At 46.3% G+C, this 22,671-nt stretch carries 22 protein-coding genes, 2 tRNA genes and 1 other annotated feature; of the genes, 10 read left to right on the top strand and 14 right to left on the bottom strand.

The window, feature by feature from the left end; genetic code table 11:
• Window positions 1-18: 18 nt before the first annotated feature.
• The 3 genes from TTER_RS00645 to TTER_RS00635 all read right to left on the bottom strand — a co-directional run bounded on the left by TTER_RS00645 (window position 19) and on the right by TTER_RS00635 (window position 2,776).
• A complete protein-coding gene (locus tag TTER_RS00645) occupies window positions 19-1,035 on the bottom strand; it encodes an inorganic phosphate transporter (protein WP_012874086.1) in 1,017 nt (338 codons plus the stop codon).
• On the bottom strand, window positions 1,028-1,666 hold the full coding sequence (locus tag TTER_RS00640; protein ID WP_012874085.1) for a DUF47 domain-containing protein: 639 nt from the start codon (window positions 1,664-1,666) through the stop codon (window positions 1,028-1,030). Before TTER_RS00640 ends, TTER_RS00645 begins: the two co-directional genes overlap by 8 nt.
• A 72-nt stretch (window positions 1,667-1,738) precedes the next feature.
• A complete protein-coding gene (locus tag TTER_RS00635) occupies window positions 1,739-2,776 on the bottom strand; it encodes a zinc-dependent alcohol dehydrogenase family protein (protein ID WP_012874084.1) in 1,038 nt (345 codons plus the stop codon).
• 127 nt (window positions 2,777-2,903) lie between these two features.
• On the opposite strand from TTER_RS00635, the gene TTER_RS00630 reads away from it, so the two are divergent.
• The 3 genes from TTER_RS00630 to TTER_RS00620 all read left to right on the top strand — a co-directional run bounded on the left by TTER_RS00630 (window position 2,904) and on the right by TTER_RS00620 (window position 6,187).
• Entirely contained in the window at window positions 2,904-4,337 is a 1,434-nt protein-coding gene (locus TTER_RS00630) for an ABC transporter substrate-binding protein (protein ID WP_012874083.1), read from the top strand.
• Window positions 4,338-4,403: 66 nt separating this feature from the next.
• The gene (locus tag TTER_RS00625) at window positions 4,404-5,312 is read left to right on the top strand and encodes a carbohydrate ABC transporter permease (protein ID WP_012874082.1); all 909 of its coding nucleotides are present in this window, start codon (window positions 4,404-4,406) and stop codon (window positions 5,310-5,312) included.
• A gap of 140 nt (window positions 5,313-5,452) precedes the next feature.
• The gene (locus TTER_RS00620) at window positions 5,453-6,187 is read left to right on the top strand and encodes a carbohydrate ABC transporter permease (RefSeq protein ID WP_169302592.1); all 735 of its coding nucleotides are present in this window, start codon (window positions 5,453-5,455) and stop codon (window positions 6,185-6,187) included.
• 29 nt (window positions 6,188-6,216) lie between these two features.
• Here TTER_RS00620 and TTER_RS00615 read toward each other — a convergent pair whose 3' ends face one another.
• Entirely contained in the window at window positions 6,217-6,498 is a 282-nt protein-coding gene (locus TTER_RS00615) for a hypothetical protein (RefSeq protein WP_012874080.1), read from the bottom strand.
• A 162-nt stretch (window positions 6,499-6,660) separates the two neighbouring features.
• Between TTER_RS00615 and TTER_RS00610 the strand changes: the two genes are divergently transcribed.
• The 6 genes from TTER_RS00610 (at window position 6,661) to TTER_RS00585 (ending at window position 15,066) form a co-directional block, all read left to right on the top strand.
• Entirely contained in the window at window positions 6,661-7,101 is a 441-nt protein-coding gene (locus TTER_RS00610; protein ID WP_012874079.1) for an OsmC family peroxiredoxin, read from the top strand.
• A gap of 50 nt (window positions 7,102-7,151) precedes the next feature.
• Window positions 7,152-7,388 (top strand) — a binding site (T-box leader).
• 47 nt (window positions 7,389-7,435) lie between these two features.
• The gene (gene thrS, locus TTER_RS00605) at window positions 7,436-9,226 is read left to right on the top strand and encodes a threonine--tRNA ligase (protein WP_012874078.1); all 1,791 of its coding nucleotides are present in this window, start codon (window positions 7,436-7,438) and stop codon (window positions 9,224-9,226) included.
• Between the two features lie 26 nt (window positions 9,227-9,252).
• Window positions 9,253-9,798 carry a GNAT family N-acetyltransferase gene (locus TTER_RS00600; protein WP_012874077.1) on the top strand — a complete coding sequence of 182 codons (546 nt, stop codon included), beginning with the start codon at window positions 9,253-9,255 and terminating at the stop codon, window positions 9,796-9,798.
• Between the two features lie 2 nt (window positions 9,799-9,800).
• Entirely contained in the window at window positions 9,801-11,099 is a 1,299-nt protein-coding gene (thrC, locus tag TTER_RS00595) for a threonine synthase (RefSeq protein ID WP_012874076.1), read from the top strand.
• A complete protein-coding gene (thrB, locus tag TTER_RS00590; RefSeq protein ID WP_012874075.1) occupies window positions 11,096-12,007 on the top strand; it encodes a homoserine kinase in 912 nt (303 codons plus the stop codon). Before thrC ends, thrB begins: the two co-directional genes overlap by 4 nt.
• Window positions 12,008-12,090: 83 nt before the next feature.
• Complete coding sequence (locus TTER_RS00585) at window positions 12,091-15,066, top strand: sigma factor (RefSeq protein ID WP_012874074.1); 2,976 nt, start codon at window positions 12,091-12,093, stop codon at window positions 15,064-15,066.
• 8 nt (window positions 15,067-15,074) lie between these two features.
• Here the strand turns inward: TTER_RS00585 and TTER_RS14440 are convergent, their stop codons facing one another.
• The 8 genes from TTER_RS14440 to TTER_RS00545 form a co-directional block, all read right to left on the bottom strand.
• On the bottom strand, window positions 15,075-16,499 hold the full coding sequence (locus tag TTER_RS14440; protein WP_012874073.1) for a protein O-GlcNAcase: 1,425 nt from the start codon (window positions 16,497-16,499) through the stop codon (window positions 15,075-15,077).
• Between the two features lie 78 nt (window positions 16,500-16,577).
• Window positions 16,578-17,381: an alpha/beta fold hydrolase gene (locus TTER_RS00575; RefSeq protein ID WP_012874072.1), complete on the bottom strand. Its 804-nt coding sequence runs from the start codon at window positions 17,379-17,381 to the stop codon at window positions 16,578-16,580.
• A 62-nt stretch (window positions 17,382-17,443) separates the two neighbouring features.
• Complete coding sequence (locus TTER_RS00570) at window positions 17,444-18,484, bottom strand: sigma-70 family RNA polymerase sigma factor (protein WP_041424288.1); 1,041 nt, start codon at window positions 18,482-18,484, stop codon at window positions 17,444-17,446.
• A 183-nt stretch (window positions 18,485-18,667) separates the two neighbouring features.
• A tRNA-Leu gene (locus TTER_RS00565) sits at window positions 18,668-18,751 on the bottom strand.
• A gap of 6 nt (window positions 18,752-18,757) precedes the next feature.
• Window positions 18,758-18,833, bottom strand: a tRNA-Ala gene (locus tag TTER_RS00560).
• Between the two features lie 66 nt (window positions 18,834-18,899).
• Complete coding sequence (locus TTER_RS00555; protein WP_012874070.1) at window positions 18,900-19,520, bottom strand: uracil-DNA glycosylase; 621 nt, start codon at window positions 19,518-19,520, stop codon at window positions 18,900-18,902.
• On the bottom strand, window positions 19,517-19,876 hold the full coding sequence (locus tag TTER_RS00550) for a hypothetical protein (protein ID WP_012874069.1): 360 nt from the start codon (window positions 19,874-19,876) through the stop codon (window positions 19,517-19,519). The genes TTER_RS00555 and TTER_RS00550 overlap by 4 nt, the downstream gene beginning before the upstream one ends.
• A 4-nt stretch (window positions 19,877-19,880) precedes the next feature.
• A complete protein-coding gene (locus tag TTER_RS00545) occupies window positions 19,881-20,216 on the bottom strand; it encodes a hypothetical protein (protein WP_012874068.1) in 336 nt (111 codons plus the stop codon).
• Window positions 20,217-20,326: 110 nt separating this feature from the next.
• Between TTER_RS00545 and TTER_RS00540 the strand changes: the two genes are divergently transcribed.
• Window positions 20,327-20,653 (top strand): gamma-butyrobetaine hydroxylase-like domain-containing protein, encoded by a 327-nt coding sequence (locus TTER_RS00540; protein ID WP_012874067.1) that lies wholly within the window; start codon window positions 20,327-20,329, stop codon window positions 20,651-20,653.
• Here TTER_RS00540 and aroC read toward each other — a convergent pair.
• On the bottom strand, window positions 20,650-21,804 hold the full coding sequence (gene aroC, locus TTER_RS00535) for a chorismate synthase (RefSeq protein WP_012874066.1): 1,155 nt from the start codon (window positions 21,802-21,804) through the stop codon (window positions 20,650-20,652). The genes TTER_RS00540 and aroC overlap by 4 nt on opposite strands.
• A complete protein-coding gene (locus tag TTER_RS00530) occupies window positions 21,797-22,666 on the bottom strand; it encodes a shikimate dehydrogenase (RefSeq protein WP_012874065.1) in 870 nt (289 codons plus the stop codon). Before TTER_RS00530 ends, aroC begins: the two co-directional genes overlap by 8 nt.
• Window positions 22,667-22,671 lie beyond the last annotated feature (5 nt).

The following is a 22,671-nucleotide window of genomic DNA, read 5'->3' as shown; positions in this document are numbered from 1 at the left end:
CTTGGAATGCGGTTTAGGTTACGAAGCTCCAGTCAAAAGGTGCAGTACTTCGTATACAGCCCAACCAATTGCTATACAGGCAGGTATGGTCACTATCCAGGCTGTCACGATTCTGCCAGCTATCCCCCACTTAACTGCGGATAATCTCCTTGTGGCTCCCACTCCAAGTATGGAGCTAGAAATGACGTGGGTAGTTGATACAGGTATCCCCAGGCGGCTTGCGACTTCGATTACTGTAGCTGCTGTAGTTTCCGCTGCGAAGCCGTGAATGGGCCTTAGTTCCACCACCTTTAGCCCCATGGTTCTGATAATACGCCAACCTCCAGCGGCAGTACCTAAGGCCATAGCAGTAGCGGCAGCTAGGATAACCCATAGAGGTACGGCCCATTCGCTCCCGCTCCACCCATAATAGCTGGCGACGGCCATGGTGATTACGCCCATAGTCTTCTGTGCGTCATTGCTTCCATGACTGTAAGCCATATAGGCTGCCGAAAGTACCTGTAGCCTACCGAATATACGGCTTATGGCTTGGGGCTTGGCTCTGGCGAACAGCCATAGTAGTATGGCCATCACCATGAACGCCACCGCAAAACCTAGAGCTGGAGAAGCTACAAGGCCTGTAAGTACCTTGTTCACGCCGTCAAACTGTATCTCCTGCCAGCCGCGCGAGGCTACACCAGCACCTACTATTGAGAATACCAACGCGTGGCTGGAGCTAGACGGTATGCCATACCACCAGGTTATAAGATCCCAGATAATGGCCGAAATCAGCGCTGATATTACTAGCAGTTGGGTGGAATGTTCTGGCTTGATAATCCCTTTGCCAACAGTCTGAGCAACAGCTGTACCAGTAAGAGCTCCTACGAAATTAAGGACTCCTGCCATAATAACAGCCTGTCTGGGACTAAGCACTCTGGTAGCAACCGATGTTGCAATGGCATTAGCGGTGTCGTGAAAACCATTTATGAAATCGAATGCCAAGCCAAGAAGTACGATAACTCCGAGCAAGATCAGAGCTGAGTTTATATCAGGCATTCTTTAGTACTATTCCCTCCAGAGCGTTGGCTATGTCTTCTGCCCTATCGGTAGCATCCTCTAGCAGCTGGTATAACTCACTCCATCGTATGGCCTTTATCAAGGAAGGTATATCTGGCACATCATCGTATATATGAGCCATTGCTTGGTTCAATATGTCGTCGCCTTCGTTTTCTAGTCTGTGTATCTCTACGGTGTTACGAAGTAACGTATCCCTCTTCTTAGCGCTTTCAAGAAGTGGGATGCTATTAGCAAGTATCTCTGCTTGTTCATCTATCACCCTGACCAACAGTTTAGAGATCTCCGTAGGGGCTCCCACTTTATACAGATACATCCGGCGGGCAGCCTCTTCAATGTAGTCCACGAACTCATCCAGTTCGCTGGTTAGTCTCTGTATGTCTTCTCTATCAATCGGCGTTACAAAAGTACTGTTCAGGGCGTTAAACACCTGGTGGGTAATCTCATCACCAATATGCTCCAAATCGCGCAGCTTCCTGACTTTTCTCTCTATATCTGCGTTAGTTTCTACTATGTCCCTCAGGAGAGCTGCTGAATCCCTGGCGTTGGTTGCAGCATCTCGGAAGTATTCAAAAAACCTCTCATCATTTGGTAGGAATCGAGCAAGTACCATACTTTGGAGCTCCACTTTGCCTGAATTTGCCAAGCAAAGGTTATCATATAATCACCTAAATATGTAGCTGTACTAATCCCAAGTAATCACTACTTTGCCTGACTTGCCCGAGTCAAACAGCCTGTAAGCTTCGTCAGCATCTTCCAGAGGGAACTTATGGGTTACTATTTGCTCGGGATGAAGCTCTTTTCTGGAAAGGAATCCTAGTAGTTCTTCCATCTGGACCAAGCCGCACACCCAAGAGCCCATAAGAGTAAGTTGCTTATGGATCAACAATGGGCTGGGTTCGAATGACACTGTATTACCTTCCCCTACAAACACTACCCTACCCCACTCTCCTGCTATCTCAAGACATAGATGCCTACCAAGTGGATTACCGGAAGCATCTATTACTACCTCTACCCCTTCCCCTTTGGTGAGGTCCATTATCCTCTCAGCAGTGTTATCTCCTGAGAGGAATGTGTGTTCTGCGCCTATTTTTTGTGCCATCTCCAAGCGTTCTGGGATCACATCTATACCTATAACCTCCGCTCCTGAAGCTCTAGCGAGCATCAGTATTCCCAAACCCACAGGTCCTAGCCCTACCACTGCTACTCTGTCCCTACCAGACACACCTGCTCGGAGTATAGCCTGATAACCTGTTCCAAGACCACACGCTGCTAACGCACCATCAACGAATGTAAGATTATCAGGCAGCTTTATGAGGGTTCTTTGTTCGGCCAACAGGAAGTCAGCATGGCCTCCGTCTCTTTGCCATCCATAAGCTGCGCGGTAGGGATAAGGTGCTTTACAGTTTATCATCCAACCTGCACGGCAATCTTTGCACACTCCACAACCTACGATGTGGTAGACAACCACTCTGTCTCCTGGGCTAAAGTGCTCTACTCCAGGGCCTACTTCCTCCACGATACCACATGGTTCATGTCCTGCTATACAGCCTTTATAAGCTTCTGGTCCTGTGCCTAGCCATTCTCTGTAGATAGCTCTAATATCGCTGCCACAAATTCCCGAAGCCTTCATTCTTACTAGCACTTGTCCATATCCTGGCTGTGGTGTTGGGAATTCTCTTAGATCGACGGTTCTGTTGCCTGGAAGAACAACCCCTCTCATATTATTCCTCCTATAAACATTAGGCCACTTACTTTTTACTATTGTATTCGATGGATGTAGGTTTTATACTTCGCCTATCATTCGACATAGATTTACTTATAGCATCAGTGTGGCGGGGGATGAGGGTATGTCTCGAATTAATAAAATGAAGATTTTTTCAATCATAATCCTGCTTATGTTATCTATATCATGCGGCCCAGGCAGAGAAAGTTCAGGTCCTCCTGGGGTGGAACAACCTACACCTACAGCGAATGTTCCTGCTCAGGAACAGACTCCAGTGGGGTTTGATATCAGCAAAGTTACACCTGAGACTAAACCCACTCCTATAGTAAGAGGGGCTTGGAAGGATTATGATGGACCAACAGTTACAATCTCTGTATGGATGTATCCTCAGGATGAAGACTCTTTGAAGGCTTATAAGGACGCCTTTGAAGAAAAGCACCCTAACATCAAGATCAAGTATGTAGTTTACCCGGAAGATAACTATCAAACAAAAATCAATACCGCTTTACAGGCGCATAAACCTCCGGATGTTGCTGTAATGGAAAATAAAGCTTGGATGAAAGCTGGTAAAGTAGTTGATCTAACTCCCTATTACAAGCAATGGGGTATATTTGTAAATGATTTTGCACAGGGTGGTGTTGCTAGATTTACTCTTGAAAAGGGACCATCCCAAGGTATTTTTGGAGTTGGAGATTTCTTGGGAGGCAACATAATTGTCTACAACAAGGACATGTTCGATGAGGCGAGAGTATCCTATCCTCCGGCTGATAAATCATTGACTTGGCCACAATACGCCGAGATATGTAAGAAAGTTGCCAAGCCTGATCCTAACCCAACTAAAAGGATATACGGATGTTCAGTTCCTCCTTGGGGATTTGGTATTTGGCAAAAGTGGCTATTTGGCCCTAATGGTAAACGTGCTTTGGGAAATATGAATTCTCCAGAAATGATTGAAGCTTGGAATGTGGGTACAGAGTTAGTTAGAGAGAAATATGCTCCTAGTGGTAATGTTCTTCAGACCTTGCCTAATGGGGAGCCAGACCTCTTTACACAAAAGAGAATAGCTATGACGTGGACGGATTTCACCTTTGTTAAGGATTACAAGGCAGCGGGGATCGACTTTGGAATAGCTCCGTGGCCAGTAATACGTGGTTCCGAATCCTTTGTCGACACATGGACGGCTCCATGGGGGACTTTTACTGAGTCAGAACATCAGCATGCTGCGCTAACGTTCCTCAAGTTTATGGCCACAGATGCTCAACGGATCAGAGGAACAGTCTCTGCAGATCCCCCGCTATCTTTTAAGGTAGCTGAGCAGATGAAGTGGGGACAAGGAGATCCCCTCAAAGAGCAGTACCTACAAGTGCTCAAAGTTGCAGCGAAGGCACAGCCTTTTGTTCCTCCATTGCCTGAGGGAGGTTATAACCCAGATGATATATACAACAAGATGACTGTTCAGGGAGTAAAAGATGCCAAGCCACTATTAGACGATGCTGCCAAGAGAACTCAACCTTTGCTTGATAAAGCATGGCAAGAGTGGGAAAAAATAGGGAGATAATCCCTCTTCAGGATGTTTCATGGATACCAGCACAAGACTGGCTAGAATTGTTCTGAAAACAAAAACATGAGTAAGCATAGCCCTCTGTCTGCGCGTGAAGAAAAAGCAGCGTATTTGTTCCTTACGCCCTGGTTTATAGGTTTAATCTTCTTCCTTGCGGTCCCTCTAGTTTGGTCTTTGTATATAAGTATGACTGATAAGAGGTTGATTTCTGCAGGAGGTGAGCACTTTATAGGGCTTCAAAACTATATGTACATGTTTACCCAGGACGGATATTTTTACCACTCACTTTATGTGACCTTGAAGTGGTTAGTACTTACGACTCCTCTTTACTTATTAGCTGGTTTGTTTATCTCTTTACTTCTAAATCAGAAACTACCTGGTATCCATTTATTTAGAACTATTCTGTATATCCCAGCGGTTTTATCAGGAGTGGCTGTAGCCGTGTTGTGGCTACAGCTTTTTAACCCTGAGCTGGGAGCAATAAATTACTTGTTGTACAGGATTGGCATAGATAATCCACCTTACTGGCTGCAAGATCCAAGATGGGCTATGCCAGCTGTGATTATTATGGGACTATGGGGCGTGGGAGGAACAGCTATTATTTATCTAGCAGGATTGCAAAATATACCACCTCATTTGTATGAGGCGGCATCTATAGACGGTGCTGGTTCTATTGCTAAGTTCTTTTATATAACATTGCCTATGTTATCTCCTACCATCTTCTTTTTGTTGGTGAATGCAATTATAGATTCGTTACTCATATTTGGACCTGTGTTTGTCTTGGGTGGAGATGGTGGGCCTGAGGATTCGTTGCTTTTCTATATGCTTTATCTTTATAGAAGAGCTTTTATTCAGGGGCTAATGGGTTATGCTACGGCTTTGGCATGGGTACTAACTATTCTTGGCGTAATATTAGTTTTCTTGATGTTCAGGTTCGAGCGAAGGTTTGTTTTCTATGAAGCTGCAGAATAAGCAGTATACAGTATAAATGAAGTGTGTCAAAGGTTTTGACTATGGTTGGTAGGATTTTACATTCGACATCCGTATACATTATGCTAATTGCTTTGAGTCTATTTATTTTAATGCCTATAGGTTGGATGCTTACAGCAGCTTTGAAGCCTTCTACAGCGCCTGTGTTTACTTATCCTCCGGAATGGTTTCCTACTAAGTACTGGGAATGGAAGACATTTCGGGATGCCTTATTTGAAGAGAACTTCTTCATTTATACTCGTAACACAGTTATCCTTGTTCTGCTTAATGTGGTAGGTGCACTATTTTCTTGCTCAATGATTGCTTATGCCTTTGCAAGATTGAAGTTTAGAGGCAAAAATTTGTTATTTACAATCCTTGTAGCTACGATGTTGCTACCCGGCCCTGTATTGTTAATCCCACAATTTCTCTTGTTCTACAGGATAGGTTGGTATAACACGTACTTCCCATTGTTTGTGCCAGCGTTTACGGGAAATGCCTTTTTTATATTTCTGCTTAGACAATATATGAAGACCTTACCTATAGAACTTGATGAGGCTGCACGTATAGATGGTGCTAGTTACTGGGGAATATATTGGAGAATAATATTACCTTTATCTATACCAGCGCTTACTGTGGTAGCAGTTTTTCAGTTTCTTGCTACATGGAATGATTTTTTCGGTCCATTAATATATTTGGATGATCCAGACAAATTCACGCTAGCCCTTGGTCTGGCCACTATGGTAAGACGTGTTGGGACGGAATGGAATGAAGTTATGGCAGCTAACCTAGTGGCCGTAATACCTGTGCTTATAGTTTACTTTTTGGCGCAGAACAAACTGATAGGTGGCATAGCTTCTGTTGGCCTGAAGGGATAATAAGAATATAATTTTACAAATCTTGTGAACTAAATTCCTACGGTCGGCCCTTCTTGCTCTCCTGTTGAGGTGTCCTCATGTTCTGCCTCAGCTAGTAGTCTCTTGCGGAGTAGTTCCTTAGCTCTTTCAGCTCGCCTTTTGTCTTCCTCTTGAAGCTCCTGGAAGAAGCTTACAAGCTCTTTGTCCTGACTAAAGTCAGCATCTTCGCTATATATGACATAGGTCTCTGCTGCTTGCAGTGTGTGATAGAGAACGCTTATAAGATCATAGACTTCATCTCTTGTTCCCGTAATCTTTCTTCCATAGCTCATTCATCTATCCTCCTCGCAAATATACTTCGATTTTACAGGGCGCATATTCTATGCCAAGTGTTTAGGGAGAATTGGCATATAATTTGCAGGTGCTCTTTGCATGAAGGGTTAAATTTCTAAACCCTTGCTTATATCCACTTTCTAGGAGGGTGTTTTATAAAAATGGCTACTGCGCAAAGTAAGGCTCATGTTGATTGGTCAGGGGATCTTCTGCAGGGTAATGGGCAGGTGAGTGTTGGAAGTGGCTCTTTTGGTCCACTACCAATAAGCTGGAGGACGCGTACTGAAAGGGGAGGTGGTGGTACCAGTCCCGAAGAGCTAATTGCTGCAGCACATGCCGGGTGCTATGCCATGGCGCTATCCAATACCTTGGCTAAGCATGGGTCACCTCCGGAAAACTTATCTGTGGATGCAACTTGTAACTTCGAGTTCGGGGAAGGTGGAGCTCGAATAACTAGTATAGACCTAAATGTGACGGGTAGAGTGCCTGGTTTGAGTGAGGAAGAGTTCAAATCTATTGCTGAAGAGGCAGAAAAAGGCTGTCCGGTGTCTAATGCTTTACGCAATAACGTTGATATAAGACTGAACGCTCAATTAGCCTAGATAGTTGACTTTTGTGTAGTAATTGATATACTTGGCTTACAAGTGAAAACGTAAAGGCTGTGAGCAGGACAAGTACGCTTGTCAAGCAACTGACAGAGAGTGAGGGTCAACGGCTGAAAGCCCTCTAGTTGGCTCCAAGCGGAAAACCACCTGTGAGCCGGCGCCCGAAAGCGAAGGCAGGCAAGTAAGGTGTCCCGGAGTTTCCGTTATAACTAATGAGGGGAAAACTAATTGTTGTTTTCCCGAATTCGGGTGGAACCACGGAAGGGTGCCCTTTCGTCCCGTTTGGGATGGCAAAGGGCACCCTTTGATTTTAGGTACTGGAGGTGGATCCATGAGCACGAAGGCTAAAGATGCCGAACAGCTGGCTTATCATGGAGCGGAGATGGAGTCTGGCTCCTTGCTCTCGACTATGCGTCATTCCGCTGCCCACGTTATGGCAGCCGCGGTGCTGCAGATGTTTCCTGACGCTAAGTTTGGTATCGGCCCCGCGATAGAGAATGGGTTTTATTATGATTTTGAGTTACCACGTCCGATAACCCCAGAAGATTTCCCTGAAATAGAGGAAAGGATGCGCCAGCTAATAGAGGAGGATCATCCTTTTATAAGAGAGGAGATCTCTCGTCAACAAGCCAAGGAAATGTTCAGGGATCAACCCTACAAGCTGGAGATCATAGATGATCTTCCAGAAGATGCCGTTATTAGTATTTATAAAATGGCGCATTTCACTGATCTATGTAGGGGCCCTCATGTCGAGTCAACAGGTAAAATAGGTCCTTTCAAGCTGCTTAGCGTTGCCTCCGCCTATTGGAGAGGAGATGAGAAGAGGCCGCAACTACAAAGAATCTATGGAACAGCTTTTCCCACACAAGAGGAGCTTGACGATTACCTGTGGCGCTTAGAAGAAGCCAAGCGTCGAGACCACAGAAAGATAGGCAGGGACCTAGAGCTGTTTATGATAAGCGATGAAGTTGGCCCTGGGTTGGTGCTATGGCTCCCCAATGGGTCGATAATTCGCCGCGAGTTGGAGAACTTTATAGTCAAGGCCGAGGCAAGGGAAGGGTATCAGCACGTGTATACGCCTCACATTGCCAAGCTTGGCCTATACAAGACCAGTGGTCATTGGCAGCACTATAGGGACGCGATGTTTCCCCCGATGGTCCTTGAGGATGGCGAGGAGTATGAGCTACGACCGATGACATGTCCTCACCACATCATGATCTACAAGCACTCACTGAGGTCTTACCGAGATTTGCCACTGAGGATAGCTGAGCTCGGAACTGTCTACAGGTATGAGAAATCGGGTGAGCTCACAGGTATGTCTAGGGTTAGAGGGTTCACTATAAACGATGCTCATATCTTCTGTCGTCCCGATCAGCTCAAGGAGGAGTTTATAAGAGTAATCCAGCTGATGCATGAAGTGTATAGAGCCGTAGGTTTCCACGACTACGTATACAGACTCTCCCTCCGAGATCCGTCGGATAAAGAGAAGTATGTAGAGGGAGATGAGATGTGGAACAATGCAGAGAACGCTATTCGGCAGGCTCTGGATGAACTTGGGGCCGACTATGTGGAAGCTGAAGGCGAGGCTGCATTTTACGGTCCTAAACTAGATGTAATGGTCCGTGATGTTTTGGGTCGTGAGTTTGCTGCTTCCACAAACCAGCTGGACTTTTATCTCCCAGAAAGGTTTGATTTAGAGTATATAGATGCTGATGGCGAGCGCAGGCGTCCAGTTATGATCCACCGAGCTCCCATAGGTTCTATGGAGCGCTTCTTTGCTTTCCTGACAGAACAGCATGCTGGTGCTTTCCCTGTTTGGCTATCTCCAGTACAGGTAGTGGTAATACCTATAGCCGATAGACATATACCCTACGCTGAGGAGGTGGCAAGCGCTTTCTCCCGACATAACGTGCGCGTGAATGTGGATGCCCGCAATGAAAGGATGAATGCTAAGATCAGGGATGCTCAGATGCAGAAAATCCCCTATATGTTGATAGTTGGGGACAGGGAGGCTCAAGCCGGTACAGTTGCGGTTCGTAAGCGATCTGGAGAAGATCTAAAGGGGCAGCCTGTACAGGACGTTGTACAGATGGTTCTTGACGATATTCGAGAGTATAAGTGATTTTCCGGGTATTGGAGAAGAGGATCATGTTGGGACCAATTATTGTAGGTGACAGAGTGAGGCTTGTTCCTCCTACTGAGGATATGATTCCCATTTTCTGTTCCTGGTTTGCTGACACTGAGGTTACAAAGTTCTTGAATATCAGGTTTCCTCCTTCGCTAAGCGCAGAGAAGGAATGGTTCGATAGAGTATCTCGTAGTAATGAAGATGTCCTCTGGGCCGTGACTTTGGAAGATAAGCTCATAGGTACCACAGGTATTCATCAGATAGACTGGCGAAACAGACACGCTATAACTGGTAATTTGATAGGCGACAAATCTGAGTGGGGCAAAGGCTATGCCAGTGAGGTTGTAGCTTTACGAACCAGGTTTGCTTTCGAGTCACTAGGATTAGAAAAGCTCAAGAGCCAGGTCTTCAGTGGCAACCTTGCCAGCCGAAAGGTGTTAGAAAAGGCGGGCTATAGACTTTGTGGTACCTTTCGTCGAGAGGCTTTTATAGATGGCCATTGGTATGATTCATGGCTTTTCGAGATCTTAAGAGAAGAATGGCTGCAGATACAGAGTATGGAGTAGGTATGTCCAGTTCTATGGCTATAGATCGAGACCTAAAAGTAAAGCCTAAGGTAAGGTGCATACAATGTAGTGCAGAGAAGAATCTCTGGACTACAGTCTCTTCCTGTGAGTGTGGGGGGTTGCTAGAGATTGTTTGGCCTCTTGGCGAATATGAAGCTTCTTGGCTCAAGGATACATGGGCAAGCAGAATGGGTTCTCTATTGGCTATTGATCGAAGTGGCGTATGGAGGTTCCGGGAACTAGTCTCACCAGTCGATGGTGAAGCTATCATTACTCGGGGTGAAGGGAATACGGGACTGTACAATGTGCCTAAGCTCGCTGATTGGGTGGGTGTCGATACCCTTTATCTGAAGCATGAGGGAGAGAACCCTACCGGATCCTTCAAGGACAGGGGAATGACCGTGGGGGTGAGCGTAGCTCGCCACTGTGGAGCAGCTATTGTCGCCTGTGCCTCCACGGGCAACACCAGTGCCTCTCTAGCTTCTTACGCAGCTATAGCCGATATGCGTTGCGTGGTGCTGCTGCCGGCGGGCAAGGTCTCAGCTGCAAAGCTCTCCCAGTCTATAGCTTATGGCGCAAAGACGATAGCCATCAGGGGAGATTTTGATAAGGCTTTGAGCCTTCTACAGTCTACTGCTCCTCAGTTAGGACTATACATACTAAATTCTGTAAACCCTTGGAGGCTTGAGGGCCAGAAAACTGTTATGTACGAATTGCTTGAGTCTCTGAGATGGGAAGTTCCCGACTGGATATTTCTCCCAGGTGGTAATCTTGGGAATACCTCAGCATTTGGTAAAGCTCTTCTAGAAATGCGAAGCTTAGGGTTGATAGATAGTTTACCTCGAATTGGTGTGGTTCAAGCTGAAGGTGCAGCTCCCTTTGCCCATGCTTATAAATCTGGATGGCAGAGCTATTCTCCGGTCAAAGCAGAGACTGTAGCCACTGCTATACGTATAGGCGATCCTGTAAATTATCAGAAGGCTAGGAGAGTGGTACAAGAGCTTGATGGATTAGTGACATCTGTCAGTGATCGAGAAATTCTGGATGCCAAGGCTATGGTGGATGGTGCTGGGGTGGGATGTGAACCTGCAAGCGCGGCCTCGGTTGCTGGTATACGAAAGTTAATGTCCGAAAGAATAATCTCTCCCGATTCTAAGGTTGTGGCTGTCCTCACCGGACACATACTCAAGGATCCTGATGCTACTTTCATGTATCACACTTCGGACAATAGGTTCTCTAACAAGATAATTGAGGTTGATGCTGATCCTAAATCTATTATCTCGGTGGTAGAAAGTTTATGAGGATTCATGTACGTGTTCCAGCTGCAAGTGGTAATTTGGGCTCAGGTTTCGATTGTGCTGGTATGGCTCTCGCGTTGTACAACGAGGCTATTTTAGATACTGATGCCAAAGGTGTGGTTATAGAAGGCGAAGGAGCCGACTTCCTCCCGAGGGAGGAAAGTAATGCTTGCCTTAAGGCTATGATGGAATTAGCTTCCAGGCTTGACTGCCAACTACCAAGCTTTGGCCTAAGGCTTATCAATAGGATTCCTATAGGAAGGGGGTTGGCAAGCTCAGGTGCAGCAGCTCTGGCTGGCTTATTGCTTGCCAACGAGCTGTTAGGTTGTCCAAAGGATAGAGAACAGATAATGGAACTGGCTACCGAACTCGAGGGACATCCGGATAACGTGGCCGCGGCTTTGCTTGGAGGGATAACTATCAGTGCTTGGGATGGAAGCAAAGTACACACCGTGCGTATAGATCCGGATCCTTCCATGAAGGCTGTTTTATGGGTGCCTGATTCTCAGGTCTATACGAAACATGCTAGATCTATCCTCCCCAAACAGGTAAGTATGCAAGATGCTGTCTTCAACTTGAGTAGAGCAGCTCTTATGGCAGCTTCTTTTGCGAGAGGTGAGTACAACCTCCTGCAGGTGGCTACTCAGGATAGATTACATCAACCATATAGGGCTTCCCTAGTAAAGGGTTTGCAAGAGTCAATGCTCTCAGCACTTGAAGCAGGCGCTTTGGCTACATGGATATCTGGTGCAGGTCCTTCTGTGCTCGCTCTCTGTATAGATAATGTGCAGGCAGTTGAGCTCGCCTTGTGGCATATAGCCAGTAAGTACAATGATGGTAAGGTTATGACTCTAGAGATAGATACTTGCGGGGCACAGGTCACTAAGATGGCGGAGGAAGTAGAGGTATAATTTCTCCCCTAGCAGATAAGCAATTTGAGAAATATTGAGCTGTCGTCGGACTAAGTGTATCATCAAATATGGAGGGCGTTGTCATGTCCGACGATAGCCATGCCAGCCTGACTGTAGCTGACTTTACTTTGGCTGATCATTTGGGCCTAGAAGCTCTGCAGGTGTTGGTGAACCCAATCTTGCCTCAGCTATATGATTTTATTGCCAGAAGAACTATAGATGGGCAAGAGGCAGAGGATGTCCTCCAGCAGACCTTATGGCTCGCTTTCAAGACTTGTTATAAGTCTGATCAGGAATTGGGTCTTCTTGACTGGCTACTGTCTATAGCAACTCGAGTCCTATTGAACCGCGTCAATTCTGATCCTTTATGTGAATGTGGTCTTGGTTTTCTGGTCCAGGATGATAGTGGTCGCACTAATGATAAAGTAAGTAGGCTGTATGGTAGGCTTTTAGCCTCTGAGATCTCTCATTTTGCCAAGACTCAGCGATTTATATTAGGGCTTTTTGTACATGAGCGGTGGTCTATTCATAGAATAAGTACTGTTCTTGGGATTTCTCCACATAAAGTTGAGTCCTCTATATCTACCACTGTTCTCCAAATATTGATCGACCTGTGGCCGGAGGAGCCTGAGAGTCGCCTGAACAGAAATGATGTTTATCTAATTACTCGAGAAATACTTCTAGGCAATATATCAGGATCTTATCCTAGGATAAGATCATTAATTGATACACTTTCCGTAAAACATACTACATTCTCCATGCCTCCTAATTTGGAAGCTCGTCTCTGGAAATCTTGCTCTGCTGATTTTCCCCAGCAGTACGTACCACCGCTAGCGGTGGGTAACGATAATATCCGAGTGTATCTATGGGCGGTCGCAGCTTGTATTGTCTTGCTATTTGCTGCAGTTTTGGGAGCTAACTTTTTCGGGATTGATTCCTCCGCCAAGCCGTCCCAAGTTAAGACCGCGGAGAGACTGGTAAGTGATCAAAATGTTAGTAACCGAAGCGACGATTCTACCAGCAATATAGCTGCCAGGATCAATGGCTTTGTAAGGGATAGATATCTTTCTGGTAGGTTAGTACTCCTGCACTATGGTCCAGATGGTAATAGTGTGGGAGTTGTGGATTTCGACACAGGTAACATAGCCCGAGATGTCTTCACCGATCTCAGCCCCAATGTTGTCTTTGCTATTTCTCCCTCTGGAAGATACTTGGCATATGGAAAGCAGGATGCGGTAATGTTATCGGACATAATTGATAGATCCCCGCCCAGATGGCTAATAACTTTGCAGTCTCCGAATACAGATAGATGGAGATACGAGATGGATCGTACGCCCCATCGCTTTCGTGTGGCTGCTCTAGCTTGGCATCCTAACGAACAGATATTGGCGGTGGCTAGCGAACCTATCTACTATCGAGGATTAGAACATTCCAGGGTGCAGTTAGTGAGAGTTCGTAACTCGGGAGGGGAGACGATCAGTACCATAGTTACGCTTCAATCTTTTGAGGATGTCGTAAGCCTAGATTGGAGTGCGGATGGTACTCAGCTTCTTATAGGAACCGATCGCAGAATATTGCTAGCAAGCTTTTCTAGGTTTGGTTTTTGGGATTTGAAGCAGTTACCTGGTCGAGGTACTGCCACATGGTCGCCTGATGATAAGTTGGTGCTTTGGGTATCACCATCGGACTCTGCTTCTGGCAGCTCATTATTCGGGGTGACTAATCCCTCGACGGGTAAGTCTAGCACGCTTGGCACATGCGACTACGCTAGATGGGAAGATGATCCTAACTACGTGGTTTTTCTGCAGGGCGTAAGTAACCATAGCGATCGTATAGTTCTATCCCGTATGAATCTATCTTCAGGAGAGGTAGATCAAGTTCTACAAGTAGCATTCAAAGGCAACTTTGAATCTAATGCCTTGCTATCTCCTGATGGTAGGTACCTGTTATATAACGACGAAGATGGGCTACATCTATATGATGCTAAGTTTCAGGAGAGTGTTTGGAGGCTCGACTATCCACCGAAGGAGGTCATATCTCCGTTGGTATGGATGTCGGGATGGCAGTCTTATGATCGGGAGTTCGAGACTCTTTCAGGAACGATAATCTACCCTAAGAAGAGCGGGAGCAAAGTTTCTTTGGTGTCGTTAGATCTTAGAACAGGGAGTACTAGACAGATTGCAGCCGCATCAAAGCTATCATATACGGTTGGTGATCAAGCACTAATGGTGAGAACAAGTAAAAGCAACGCTCTGCTCTATACTCAGGAAGGTATTATCAAGCTTTACATTCCTCCCAAGATGCAAGATATTACTGCAGTTGAGTTGACTTCTTCCGGTAGTACGATCGCGTATGCTACCAGGGAGGGGAGAGGTGTAGCGATTTGGGAGATCACTCCGCAAAGAAGTAGGGTCAATCTAGCGAGATCCAAACCTATTGCACACCTTAGGACTATACCATTGAGCTTGGATTTCTCTCCATCTGGTAGGTGGATACTAATAAAGGACAGAAATAACGTATGGCATCTTTTCAATAATAAGTTCAAGAGGATCAAGATTCTCCCCAGGGCAGATCGTTACTCCTGGATGGTGCTTGACGGCAAGGATGTTTTGGTACAGCTCAAAAATCTCAACATCAGTATTTATACACCGAGAGGTAAGACCGTCTATGAAATAAACGGCTATGTTAATGCTTATGCTCCCTTAGATGATGGATATATAGCTGTATGGACAATGGATGATGACCTAAGAGTTTATGACTTGCGTAAAAAGGATTTCGTGACTTGGGGATCTATGCTTGGCATGGATTATTCTGAACTGGATGATTCCAGCTTAGTTCAGATTGTACCTATAAGTGATGGTGGAAGCTGGATAGCGCTTCGTTTGCGTGATTCGGTATATATGCTGGACCTTTCTAATGGCTACCAGTATCCCCTGCAGATCAAGGCTACATCTGCAGGGGAGCTGACTTGGCTAAGTGGAGATCCTAACCCACAGTTCAGAAGATATGTTGACTGGGATTCCTGCCACGAGGTTCCCCCAGACAAATGCCCTGCATAAGGCGGGCTTCAGTCTCGAACTATACCAGGTGGTAGCGCTGTCCACTCTTTGCCTTCAGCTTGTAGCTCAATAGATACAGTTGATCTCAGTACCTGTTGAAGGAAGTTACGAACTACGTCTCCGCATACTCTGGTACGAAAATCAACTGCGTCCTTCAGGACTTCTCTTAGATATGTCCTCCCCTGTAGAGCTTTCTGCAAAGACTCTCTTGCTTGCTCTTCATCAGCTGTAAAGAATCCTGTAAACAAGTTGCTGAAAGTAATCATGGCTTGATCAAGATAATCAGTCCACAACTTATACTCTTCTAACCATGGTCTTATTTCCCAAAAGAACTTACTGTCCTGGGTGGAAAGCCTTGAGTAGGTGGTCTGCATGCTGATTATCTCTTCTCTAAGGGTGCGTAGTCCTTGCTCGAATCTAAAGGAGGCAAAATCTTCTTGTACTTTCTTAAATAGGTTTGTTAGGTAAGCAGGCTCCTCAGGTTCTAAGCAGCTGATAGTGTTGCTTTGATAGAACTTTTCCATGGCAGATAAGTTGTCTTCGCCAAGCAAGGTGCTTACAGCCTGCCGCCAGGAATCTTGTGGGTTGTACTGGCTTGGAGAATTTAGATACTGAGCAAAGGTATAAAGAGGTAGCTTGGAAGCTTCTGGTAGAGCCATAGGATTGGCGTATATACCTACCACGTGTGTATGAAGCTCAGGATCCCTGTGATCGTAGGGTCCTATATGCAGCTCAGGCATCATACCGCCGTCATTCACTGGGTAATTGTCCCAAAGAGTAGCTGGCCTCTGCAGAGACTTTTGGACCTCCTGCATATGACTTGTCGTGATCTCATGGGAGCAAACGTTAGGCCCTGTCCAGAAGACGTCGATGTTCTTAGGTAACCTCTGCCCAAGTATTCTAAGGTATTCCAGGTTGGGATCGTTGCAGTAGAAGGTCGGGCACATTATGATTTGAGGGGTACTTATAGTGCTCTCCAACCTTTGGAGAACTCTCGTAAGAAAGTCTGCCTGAGCTTCTGCTAGGTTAGAGTAGCTATTTCTGTCTTCTTCGTGAATGAGGTCAAAGGGGACATCATCAAAGAATATCCCTATGCTATGTACTCCCATCTCAAGGAACGGAGTTATTTTTCTGATCAGGGTCTCAAGCTCTTCCTCGCTTGAGTACACCAATGAGAGTCCAGGGCTGATAGCAAACGTAAAGTTTATGCCACAGCTGCCGGCTTTCTCTATGAGCTCTTTGAAGAGTTGTAGCTGCTCTTCTTTATACGGTTCTCTCCAAAGCTCTCGATGGTATAAGTCTTGTTTGGGGGCGTATATGTAGGCATTCAGGTTATTAGCTTGCATGAACTCGAACATATCGAGCCTTTCCTGATGCTCCCACGGTTTACCGTAGAAACCTTCTATGATTCCCCTATATCTGAAGTACTCCATAGCCTGTACCTTTTGTTCTTTATTGTTCAGATGCTAGCTGCGGATTGATTTTAATACAGACTTTTAGTTACTACACTACTATGTCTCTAAATAGCTTTCCAGGAAAGATCGAACTCTGTTATTGAACTCTTTTTGGTTCTCAAGGTTTACCGAGTGGGCTGCACCTGGAATAATTTCCAACTCCGCATTAGGTATCAGTTCAGCCAGAAGTTTGGAATGAAGAGGGGAGACCAGTATATCTTGCTCGCCAGCTATTATGAGCGTAGGGTTACTAATCTTCTCGAGTCTGTCCGCAGTATTATGACTTAGTACTGCCCTCACTTGACGCTGATAAGCGTCAGTTTCCTGGGGATTGGGCTCATGCTGGATGTATCTTCTGAAGGCTCTGATGTTTGACGGCTTTTCTAAATAACTGGGGGAGAATAACCAGGGTTCGACCTGCTTATAGAAAAGCTCTCGGTTGACCTTCCCGTAAAGCTCTCCCCATGCGGCGTTAACGGCACGGATTCTAGCATCCGGGGTGGCAAATGTTGACACTAGTACGAGCGACTTTACCTTCTTGGGTGAATTTAGTGCTAATTCTTGTGCTATGGCTCCTCCCATAGACAGCCCTATGATATGAGCACTATCAACATTAGCACTTTCCAGCACGCAGAGTACATCCTCTGCCATATCTTTGGTCGTATAATCCGCATTAGCTCTGGATGACTGCCCTACGTCTCGATTGTCAATGAAAATACACCGAAAGCGTTGAGAGAAATGAAACTTCTGTACGTTCCAGGCAGTGTTGCTAGCCCCCAACCCTTGTATCCATACAACAGGATCTCCTTTGCCTACCTCCTCGTAGTAGATCTTAAGATCCCCATTGGAAGCAAACGGCAACTTTTACCTCCAGAAAATAATCAGGGGGACTGGTTAGTCCCCCTGATGTTGTAGTTGGGTTTTTATGCTACGTGTGATGCAAGGAATTGCTTGGCATCGCTCTGGCGTAGCCTGTTGAGGGCTTCCTGCTCTATCTGCCTTGCTCTTTCTCGGGTAACGCCGAGCTTGCGACCTGCGGCCTCCAGAGTCATTGGTTGACCACCGTAGAGTCCATAACGCATGATAATTATGGCTCGCTGCCTCTCATTTAGCCTCTCGAGTGCGCGCTTGATGTCCTCCCCAAGCATCGTATGATCAGCTATGTGCTCAGGGTTGGCTGCCTCAGTATCCTCGAGGACCTCGCCCAGATTAGTTTCCCCGTCCTCACCTAGAGGAGCCTCAAGCGAGAGTGGAAGTCTAGATGCGTTCTTGTATTCGTCAATGCGCTCGGGACTTAGGCCAGTTGCCTCTGCCAACTCCTGGTTGGTAGGCTCACGCCCCAGTTCTAGAGATAGCCTCTGAGTTTCTCGTCCTATCTTTGTTAGAGCCTCACCTACATGGACTGGGAGCCTTATTGTTCTGCCACCTTCGGCCAATCCTCTGGTGACTGCCTGCCTGATCCACCATGTAGCATAGGTGCTGAATCTGAATCCTCGCCTCCAGTCGAACTTCTCGGCAGCACGCATTAGACCCAAATTGCCCTCTTCTATCAAATCGGCCAGGGGCATTCCATGCCCTACGTATCTACGGGCTATAGATACCACAAGTCGGAGGTTGTGCTCTATAAGCTTGTGCCGAGCAGCTTTGCCTTCCTCTACTGCTTTCTTAAGATCATCAAGCTCTTCTGGAGAGATATCATCTGATTGAAGTCTCTGCTCTGCTTCTTGCCCTCTCTCTATAGCCTGGGCTAGAGCTACTTCCTCCTCGGCTGTCAGAAGCTGAGCTCTGCCTATCTCTCTGAGATATATGCCCAGAGAGTCGCCTATGAGCTCACGATCCATCTCCTCCTCAAGCAGAGAGGCCGGGGACAGATCCGCTTCAAGATCCTCAAGTTCTGAGTCGAGAATAATTTCATCTAGGTTATCTAGAATATCGAAGTCCTTACCAAGCTCTTCCAAAGTCATCTTCCTTACATCACCACCCACGATTTTTATTGTCGATGTTTAGAACAAATTTGAAAACAGTTTTATGCCAAAAAAATATGGCGCACAAAGCGCCTTACCGGCCATTTCGGTGGTCGTACAAAGATATTATACAACAAATAATCTTTATATCAAGTTATTACTAGGGGTTGATTGTAGAATCGGTGCCGAAGGGGAGAGTCGAACTCCCACGGGCGCATGCCCACTACGCCCTGAACGTAGCGCGTCTGCCAATTCCGCCACTTCGGCTCGCTCTGGTGGAGATGAGGGGAGTCGAACCCCTGACCTCGACACTGCCAGTGTCGCGCTCTCCCATCTGAGCTACATCCCCACGAACTTGCGTAAGCAGTATAACACAGTAAAGTAGCTAGCCGCAATCCCTCTAGAAAAATATTCCTTATCGAGAGGCTAGCATCTTGGCTTTTTTGAGATCCTGGAGGACCAGTCCCTTGGCTCTTTGGTAGGCTTCTGTATCAGTACTCAAAAGGCGTAATAGGTAGGCAGGATGAAGGGTAGCTATGTACCTAATACCATCCTCTTTCTCGTACACATCTCCTCTCTGATCACTAAGTCTAAAGTTCTTATCAATCAGGGTTTTGGCTGCCGGTGCTCCCACGCACACGATCACTGATGGTTTCACTAAATGAATCTCAAGCCACATCCAAGGCTCACATGCAGATACTTCCCCAGCTCTTGGGGCTCTGTTTGTTATTTTGCCTTGAGTAACAGCTGTAGGGCGACACCTGATGATATTGGTGATATAGGTGCTCTCTCTACCTATACCAGCTTCCTCTAGCAACTGGTCTAGCAAGATCCCAGCGCGACCAACAAATGGTGTCCCAGTTCTGTCCTCGTCTTCACCAGGAGCTTCCCCTACAAACATAATCTTACTGCCTGCTTTTCCGGCGCCAAAGACTACCTGTGTTCGAGTCTGCCATAAGGTACATCTTTGGCAGAATAAAGCTTCTTCCCTGACTCTATCTAGCTCATACTGGTCTGATACAGCCGATCCCTTCATGACTTACTGCCGATCATCCTATCTAGCTGCTCGAGCAGGGTTTTTCTGTTCTTATGTTTCTTCTCGTAGGATTCTATCTCTTTCAGAACAGAAGCCGACAGACCCTTGGATTTACTCAGGATCTCATCAACTGTGAGATTGTCGTAGTTCTTGATAGGTAGGCCACGATCTGGTGAGCTTCCTTCCTTGTCTTCAGCTTTGGCCTCTTTGGTTTCCCCATATTCACGTCTTTGTTTATTAACAATCCTCGCAGCTACCTCTTCTTCTCTGCCTTTATAGCGACCTTCCTCTTCGAATTCTTCCTTGAGTTCCTGGTATTCTTTTTCTCTTTCTTTGGACCATTGATTCCTGGGCATGTTTCTACTCCTCCTCTATGGTCATATCCTTGGGCAGACCTCGTTCTTCCATCTGTTGATCTGCTGCCTGCTCATCCCTCTCGCTGTCGGCATGACGTGCGACTATATCTTCAGAAGGCTCACCTCCAGTACGATTGCCTTCTTCTGCTAGTGGGGTGGGTTCTTGGGGATTTTCAGCTTCGGGTAGTTGTGCTGTTTCCGATAGAGCAGATATAGCATTTGGTGTGTTTCCAGCAGTTGGGTCGTTATCAGGCTCTGCCCCAAAATTACCAGCTCCCTCTGCCTCTGCGTCTGGCAATCTGGTTACTTTTCTATCTTCTTGCTTATTAGTGTTTTCCAATGCTGGTACCCTCGCCCTCTATAGATTTACTCGAAACTGATAGATTGCAAAACCCTTGCCATGAGCTATTCAGTATACTTTGAGAGGAATAATTCTCTGGGAGGATCACTTTGGAGGTTATCGAGCCTGTTGATATAAGGCTGTCAAATGATGGTAAGTCTTTGGAGATCGAATGGACGGATGGACACGTTACTACTACCGATCTTCGGACGTTGAGGTGGAACTGTCCCTGTGCTATATGTTCGGGAGAAATGGGGAGCAAGGGGTTATTGTCCCAGGTGAAGGAACTTCCAGATGATGAATATATATTGGAAGGAGTGCAGCCTGTAGGTCGCTATGCACTCCAGCTTGTGTGGAAGAGTGGTCACGACAGCGGCATCTACACGTATGAATTGCTTCGTGACCTATGTCAATGTCCAGAGCATGCTACCTCTTAAGACTGGGCAAAGTTGCCCAACTTAAGTGATTCTATATACCCTTCGTAGTTTCTGCGTATCTCGCGTAGAGAATCTCCTCCGAACTTTTCCAGGAACGCATCCCACAGAACTATGGCTAGCATTGCTTCTCCGACCACTCCGGCCGCTGGCACTACACAGATATCGCTTCGCTCATAACGAGCCTTCATAGGTTCCCTGGTTATAAGGTCTGCAGAATCCAGAGGCTTGAGTAGTGTACTTATAGGCTTGAGAGCAGCCTGTACTACTATAGGTTCTCCGTTACTTATGCCACCTTCCACTCCACCGGCTCTGTTTGTGGCATGTTTGAGATTCCCTTCTTCGTCTGGAATGATGACATCGTGGACCTGTGAGCCGGGCAAAGAGGCCGCTTCCCAGGCCGCACCTATCCCTACACCCTTGACAGCCTGAATGCTCATGAATGCCTGTGCTATTCTTCCGTCTAGCTTGCGGTCCCATTGCGTATGAGATCCCAACCCAACTGGAACTCCTTCAGCTATCACCTCAAAGATTCCCCCCAGAGTGTCCCCGTTTTCTCTAGCTTCATCTATAGCTTTTACCATCTCTTCGGAGTGGCTAGGGGCCCTAACTGGAGATTCCTCTATCTGTTGCCAATCATAAGGAGGTGTAGCATCTGACCTTATAGGGCCGATACTACGAGTGAGACTGTGAATACTTATTCCAAATTCTTGCAGGCACTGTTTGGCAATAGCTCCAACCGCTACTCTAGCTGCTGTTTCTCTGGCGCTAGCCCTCTCAAGTACGTTGCGAACATCATCGTGGCCGTACTTAAGAGATCCAGCCATATCCGCGTGTCCAGGTCGTAGCCTTGTGACCTTCTTAGGTTCTTCCCCAGGCTCCACTCTCATCACGTTTTGCCAGTTTTCCCAATCTAGGTTCCTGATCATTATGGAGATAGGGCTTCCCAGGGTAGTACCATTTCTTATACCTGACAGCACATGAGCAGTGTCCCTCTCTATCTTTTGACGACCACCTCTTCCGTAACCACCCTGTCTGCGGCGCAATTCCTTGTTTATTTCATCTATGTTTATCTTGAAGCCCGCGGGCATACCATCTATTAAAGCCACTAAAGCTTGACCATGAGATTCTCCAGCAGTTAGCCACCTAAACATCTCTAGATTTTTCCTCCATTGCTTTTATGGCAGCTTTGCGCATGATATCCACAGGAGGCTCTTGTCCTGTCCATAGCCTAAAAGATTCTGCCCCCTGGTAAATGAGCATCTCTATGCCGCTAATAGTAGAGGCTCCTACATCCTTGGCGTAGGTAAGCAGGGGCGTCATTATTGGGTTGTACACGACGTCAAAAACAATAAGATCACTGCTTAGGTCTTCTTTACTCACAGGAGATAAATGCTCCTGATCAGTCCCTTTCATTCCTATGGGGGTTGTATTTATGAGAATATCAGAATTCTGGATCTGCCGCCTTATCGAATCTTTCTCCCAAGAATGACCGGTTACTGTTACTTGCTTATGCTCAAAGAAAGGTTTTAACTCGGATATAAGAGAATGAACTTTATCCTGACTTCTACCTATAACCGCTATGCTTTGAGCCTCGCAAATAGCAAGTGCATAGACTACTGCCCGAGTGGTTCCTCCGCTGCCTAACACCACAGCCCTTTTAGACTTGATCTGGAATCCATTTTCCTCAAGAGCCAAAATGAATCCTGATATATCTGTGTTATGGGCCTTCAACCTACCATTCATGCTAATTATGGTGTTGGCGGCTCCCGTAAAGGATACTTCTTGAGATCGTTCATCTGCCAGCTTCGCTGCAGCACTTTTATGTGGGATAGTGACGTTTACGCCTAGCCAGTTACCATTTCTTAGATTGAAGAAAAAGCTTCTTAGATCTTCAGGTGGAACCTCGTAAGCTTTGTAGATAGCTTCTATCCCTAAAGCATCAAACGCTGCCTGCTGAAAGACTGGAGATATGCTGTGTTTTATTGGGTATCCGATCACACCGACCTGTTTCATAGCCA

The sequence above is a fragment of the Thermobaculum terrenum ATCC BAA-798 genome (assembly GCF_000025005.1).
Classification (GTDB): domain Bacteria; phylum Chloroflexota; class Chloroflexia; order Thermobaculales; family Thermobaculaceae; genus Thermobaculum; species Thermobaculum terrenum.
Note: the sequence above shows the minus strand (reverse complement) of the source record. Positions and strands in the feature narration are given on the sequence as shown.

Coding starts and splice junctions, on each gene's coding strand:
- TTER_RS00645 (WP_012874086.1), bottom strand. CDS start 1,035: ATGCCTGATATAAACTCAGCTCTGATCTTGCTCGGAGTTATCGTACTT.
- TTER_RS00640 (WP_012874085.1), bottom strand. CDS start 1,666: ATGGTACTTGCTCGATTCCTACCAAATGATGAGAGGTTTTTTGAATAC.
- TTER_RS00635 (WP_012874084.1), bottom strand. CDS start 2,776: ATGAGAGGGGTTGTTCTTCCAGGCAACAGAACCGTCGATCTAAGAGAA.
- TTER_RS00630 (WP_012874083.1), top strand. CDS start 2,904: ATGTCTCGAATTAATAAAATGAAGATTTTTTCAATCATAATCCTGCTT.
- TTER_RS00625 (WP_012874082.1), top strand. CDS start 4,404: ATGAGTAAGCATAGCCCTCTGTCTGCGCGTGAAGAAAAAGCAGCGTAT.
- TTER_RS00615 (WP_012874080.1), bottom strand. CDS start 6,498: ATGAGCTATGGAAGAAAGATTACGGGAACAAGAGATGAAGTCTATGAT.
- TTER_RS00610 (WP_012874079.1), top strand. CDS start 6,661: ATGGCTACTGCGCAAAGTAAGGCTCATGTTGATTGGTCAGGGGATCTT.
- thrS (WP_012874078.1), top strand. CDS start 7,436: ATGAGCACGAAGGCTAAAGATGCCGAACAGCTGGCTTATCATGGAGCG.
- TTER_RS00600 (WP_012874077.1), top strand. CDS start 9,253: ATGTTGGGACCAATTATTGTAGGTGACAGAGTGAGGCTTGTTCCTCCT.
- thrC (WP_012874076.1), top strand. CDS start 9,801: ATGTCCAGTTCTATGGCTATAGATCGAGACCTAAAAGTAAAGCCTAAG.
- thrB (WP_012874075.1), top strand. CDS start 11,096: ATGAGGATTCATGTACGTGTTCCAGCTGCAAGTGGTAATTTGGGCTCA.
- TTER_RS00585 (WP_012874074.1), top strand. CDS start 12,091: ATGTCCGACGATAGCCATGCCAGCCTGACTGTAGCTGACTTTACTTTG.
- TTER_RS14440 (WP_012874073.1), bottom strand. CDS start 16,499: ATGGAGTACTTCAGATATAGGGGAATCATAGAAGGTTTCTACGGTAAA.
- TTER_RS00570 (WP_041424288.1), bottom strand. CDS start 18,484: ATGACTTTGGAAGAGCTTGGTAAGGACTTCGATATTCTAGATAACCTA.
- TTER_RS00555 (WP_012874070.1), bottom strand. CDS start 19,520: ATGAAGGGATCGGCTGTATCAGACCAGTATGAGCTAGATAGAGTCAGG.
- TTER_RS00550 (WP_012874069.1), bottom strand. CDS start 19,876: ATGCCCAGGAATCAATGGTCCAAAGAAAGAGAAAAAGAATACCAGGAA.
- aroC (WP_012874066.1), bottom strand. CDS start 21,804: ATGTTTAGGTGGCTAACTGCTGGAGAATCTCATGGTCAAGCTTTAGTG.
- TTER_RS00530 (WP_012874065.1), bottom strand. CDS start 22,666: ATGAAACAGGTCGGTGTGATCGGATACCCAATAAAACACAGCATATCT.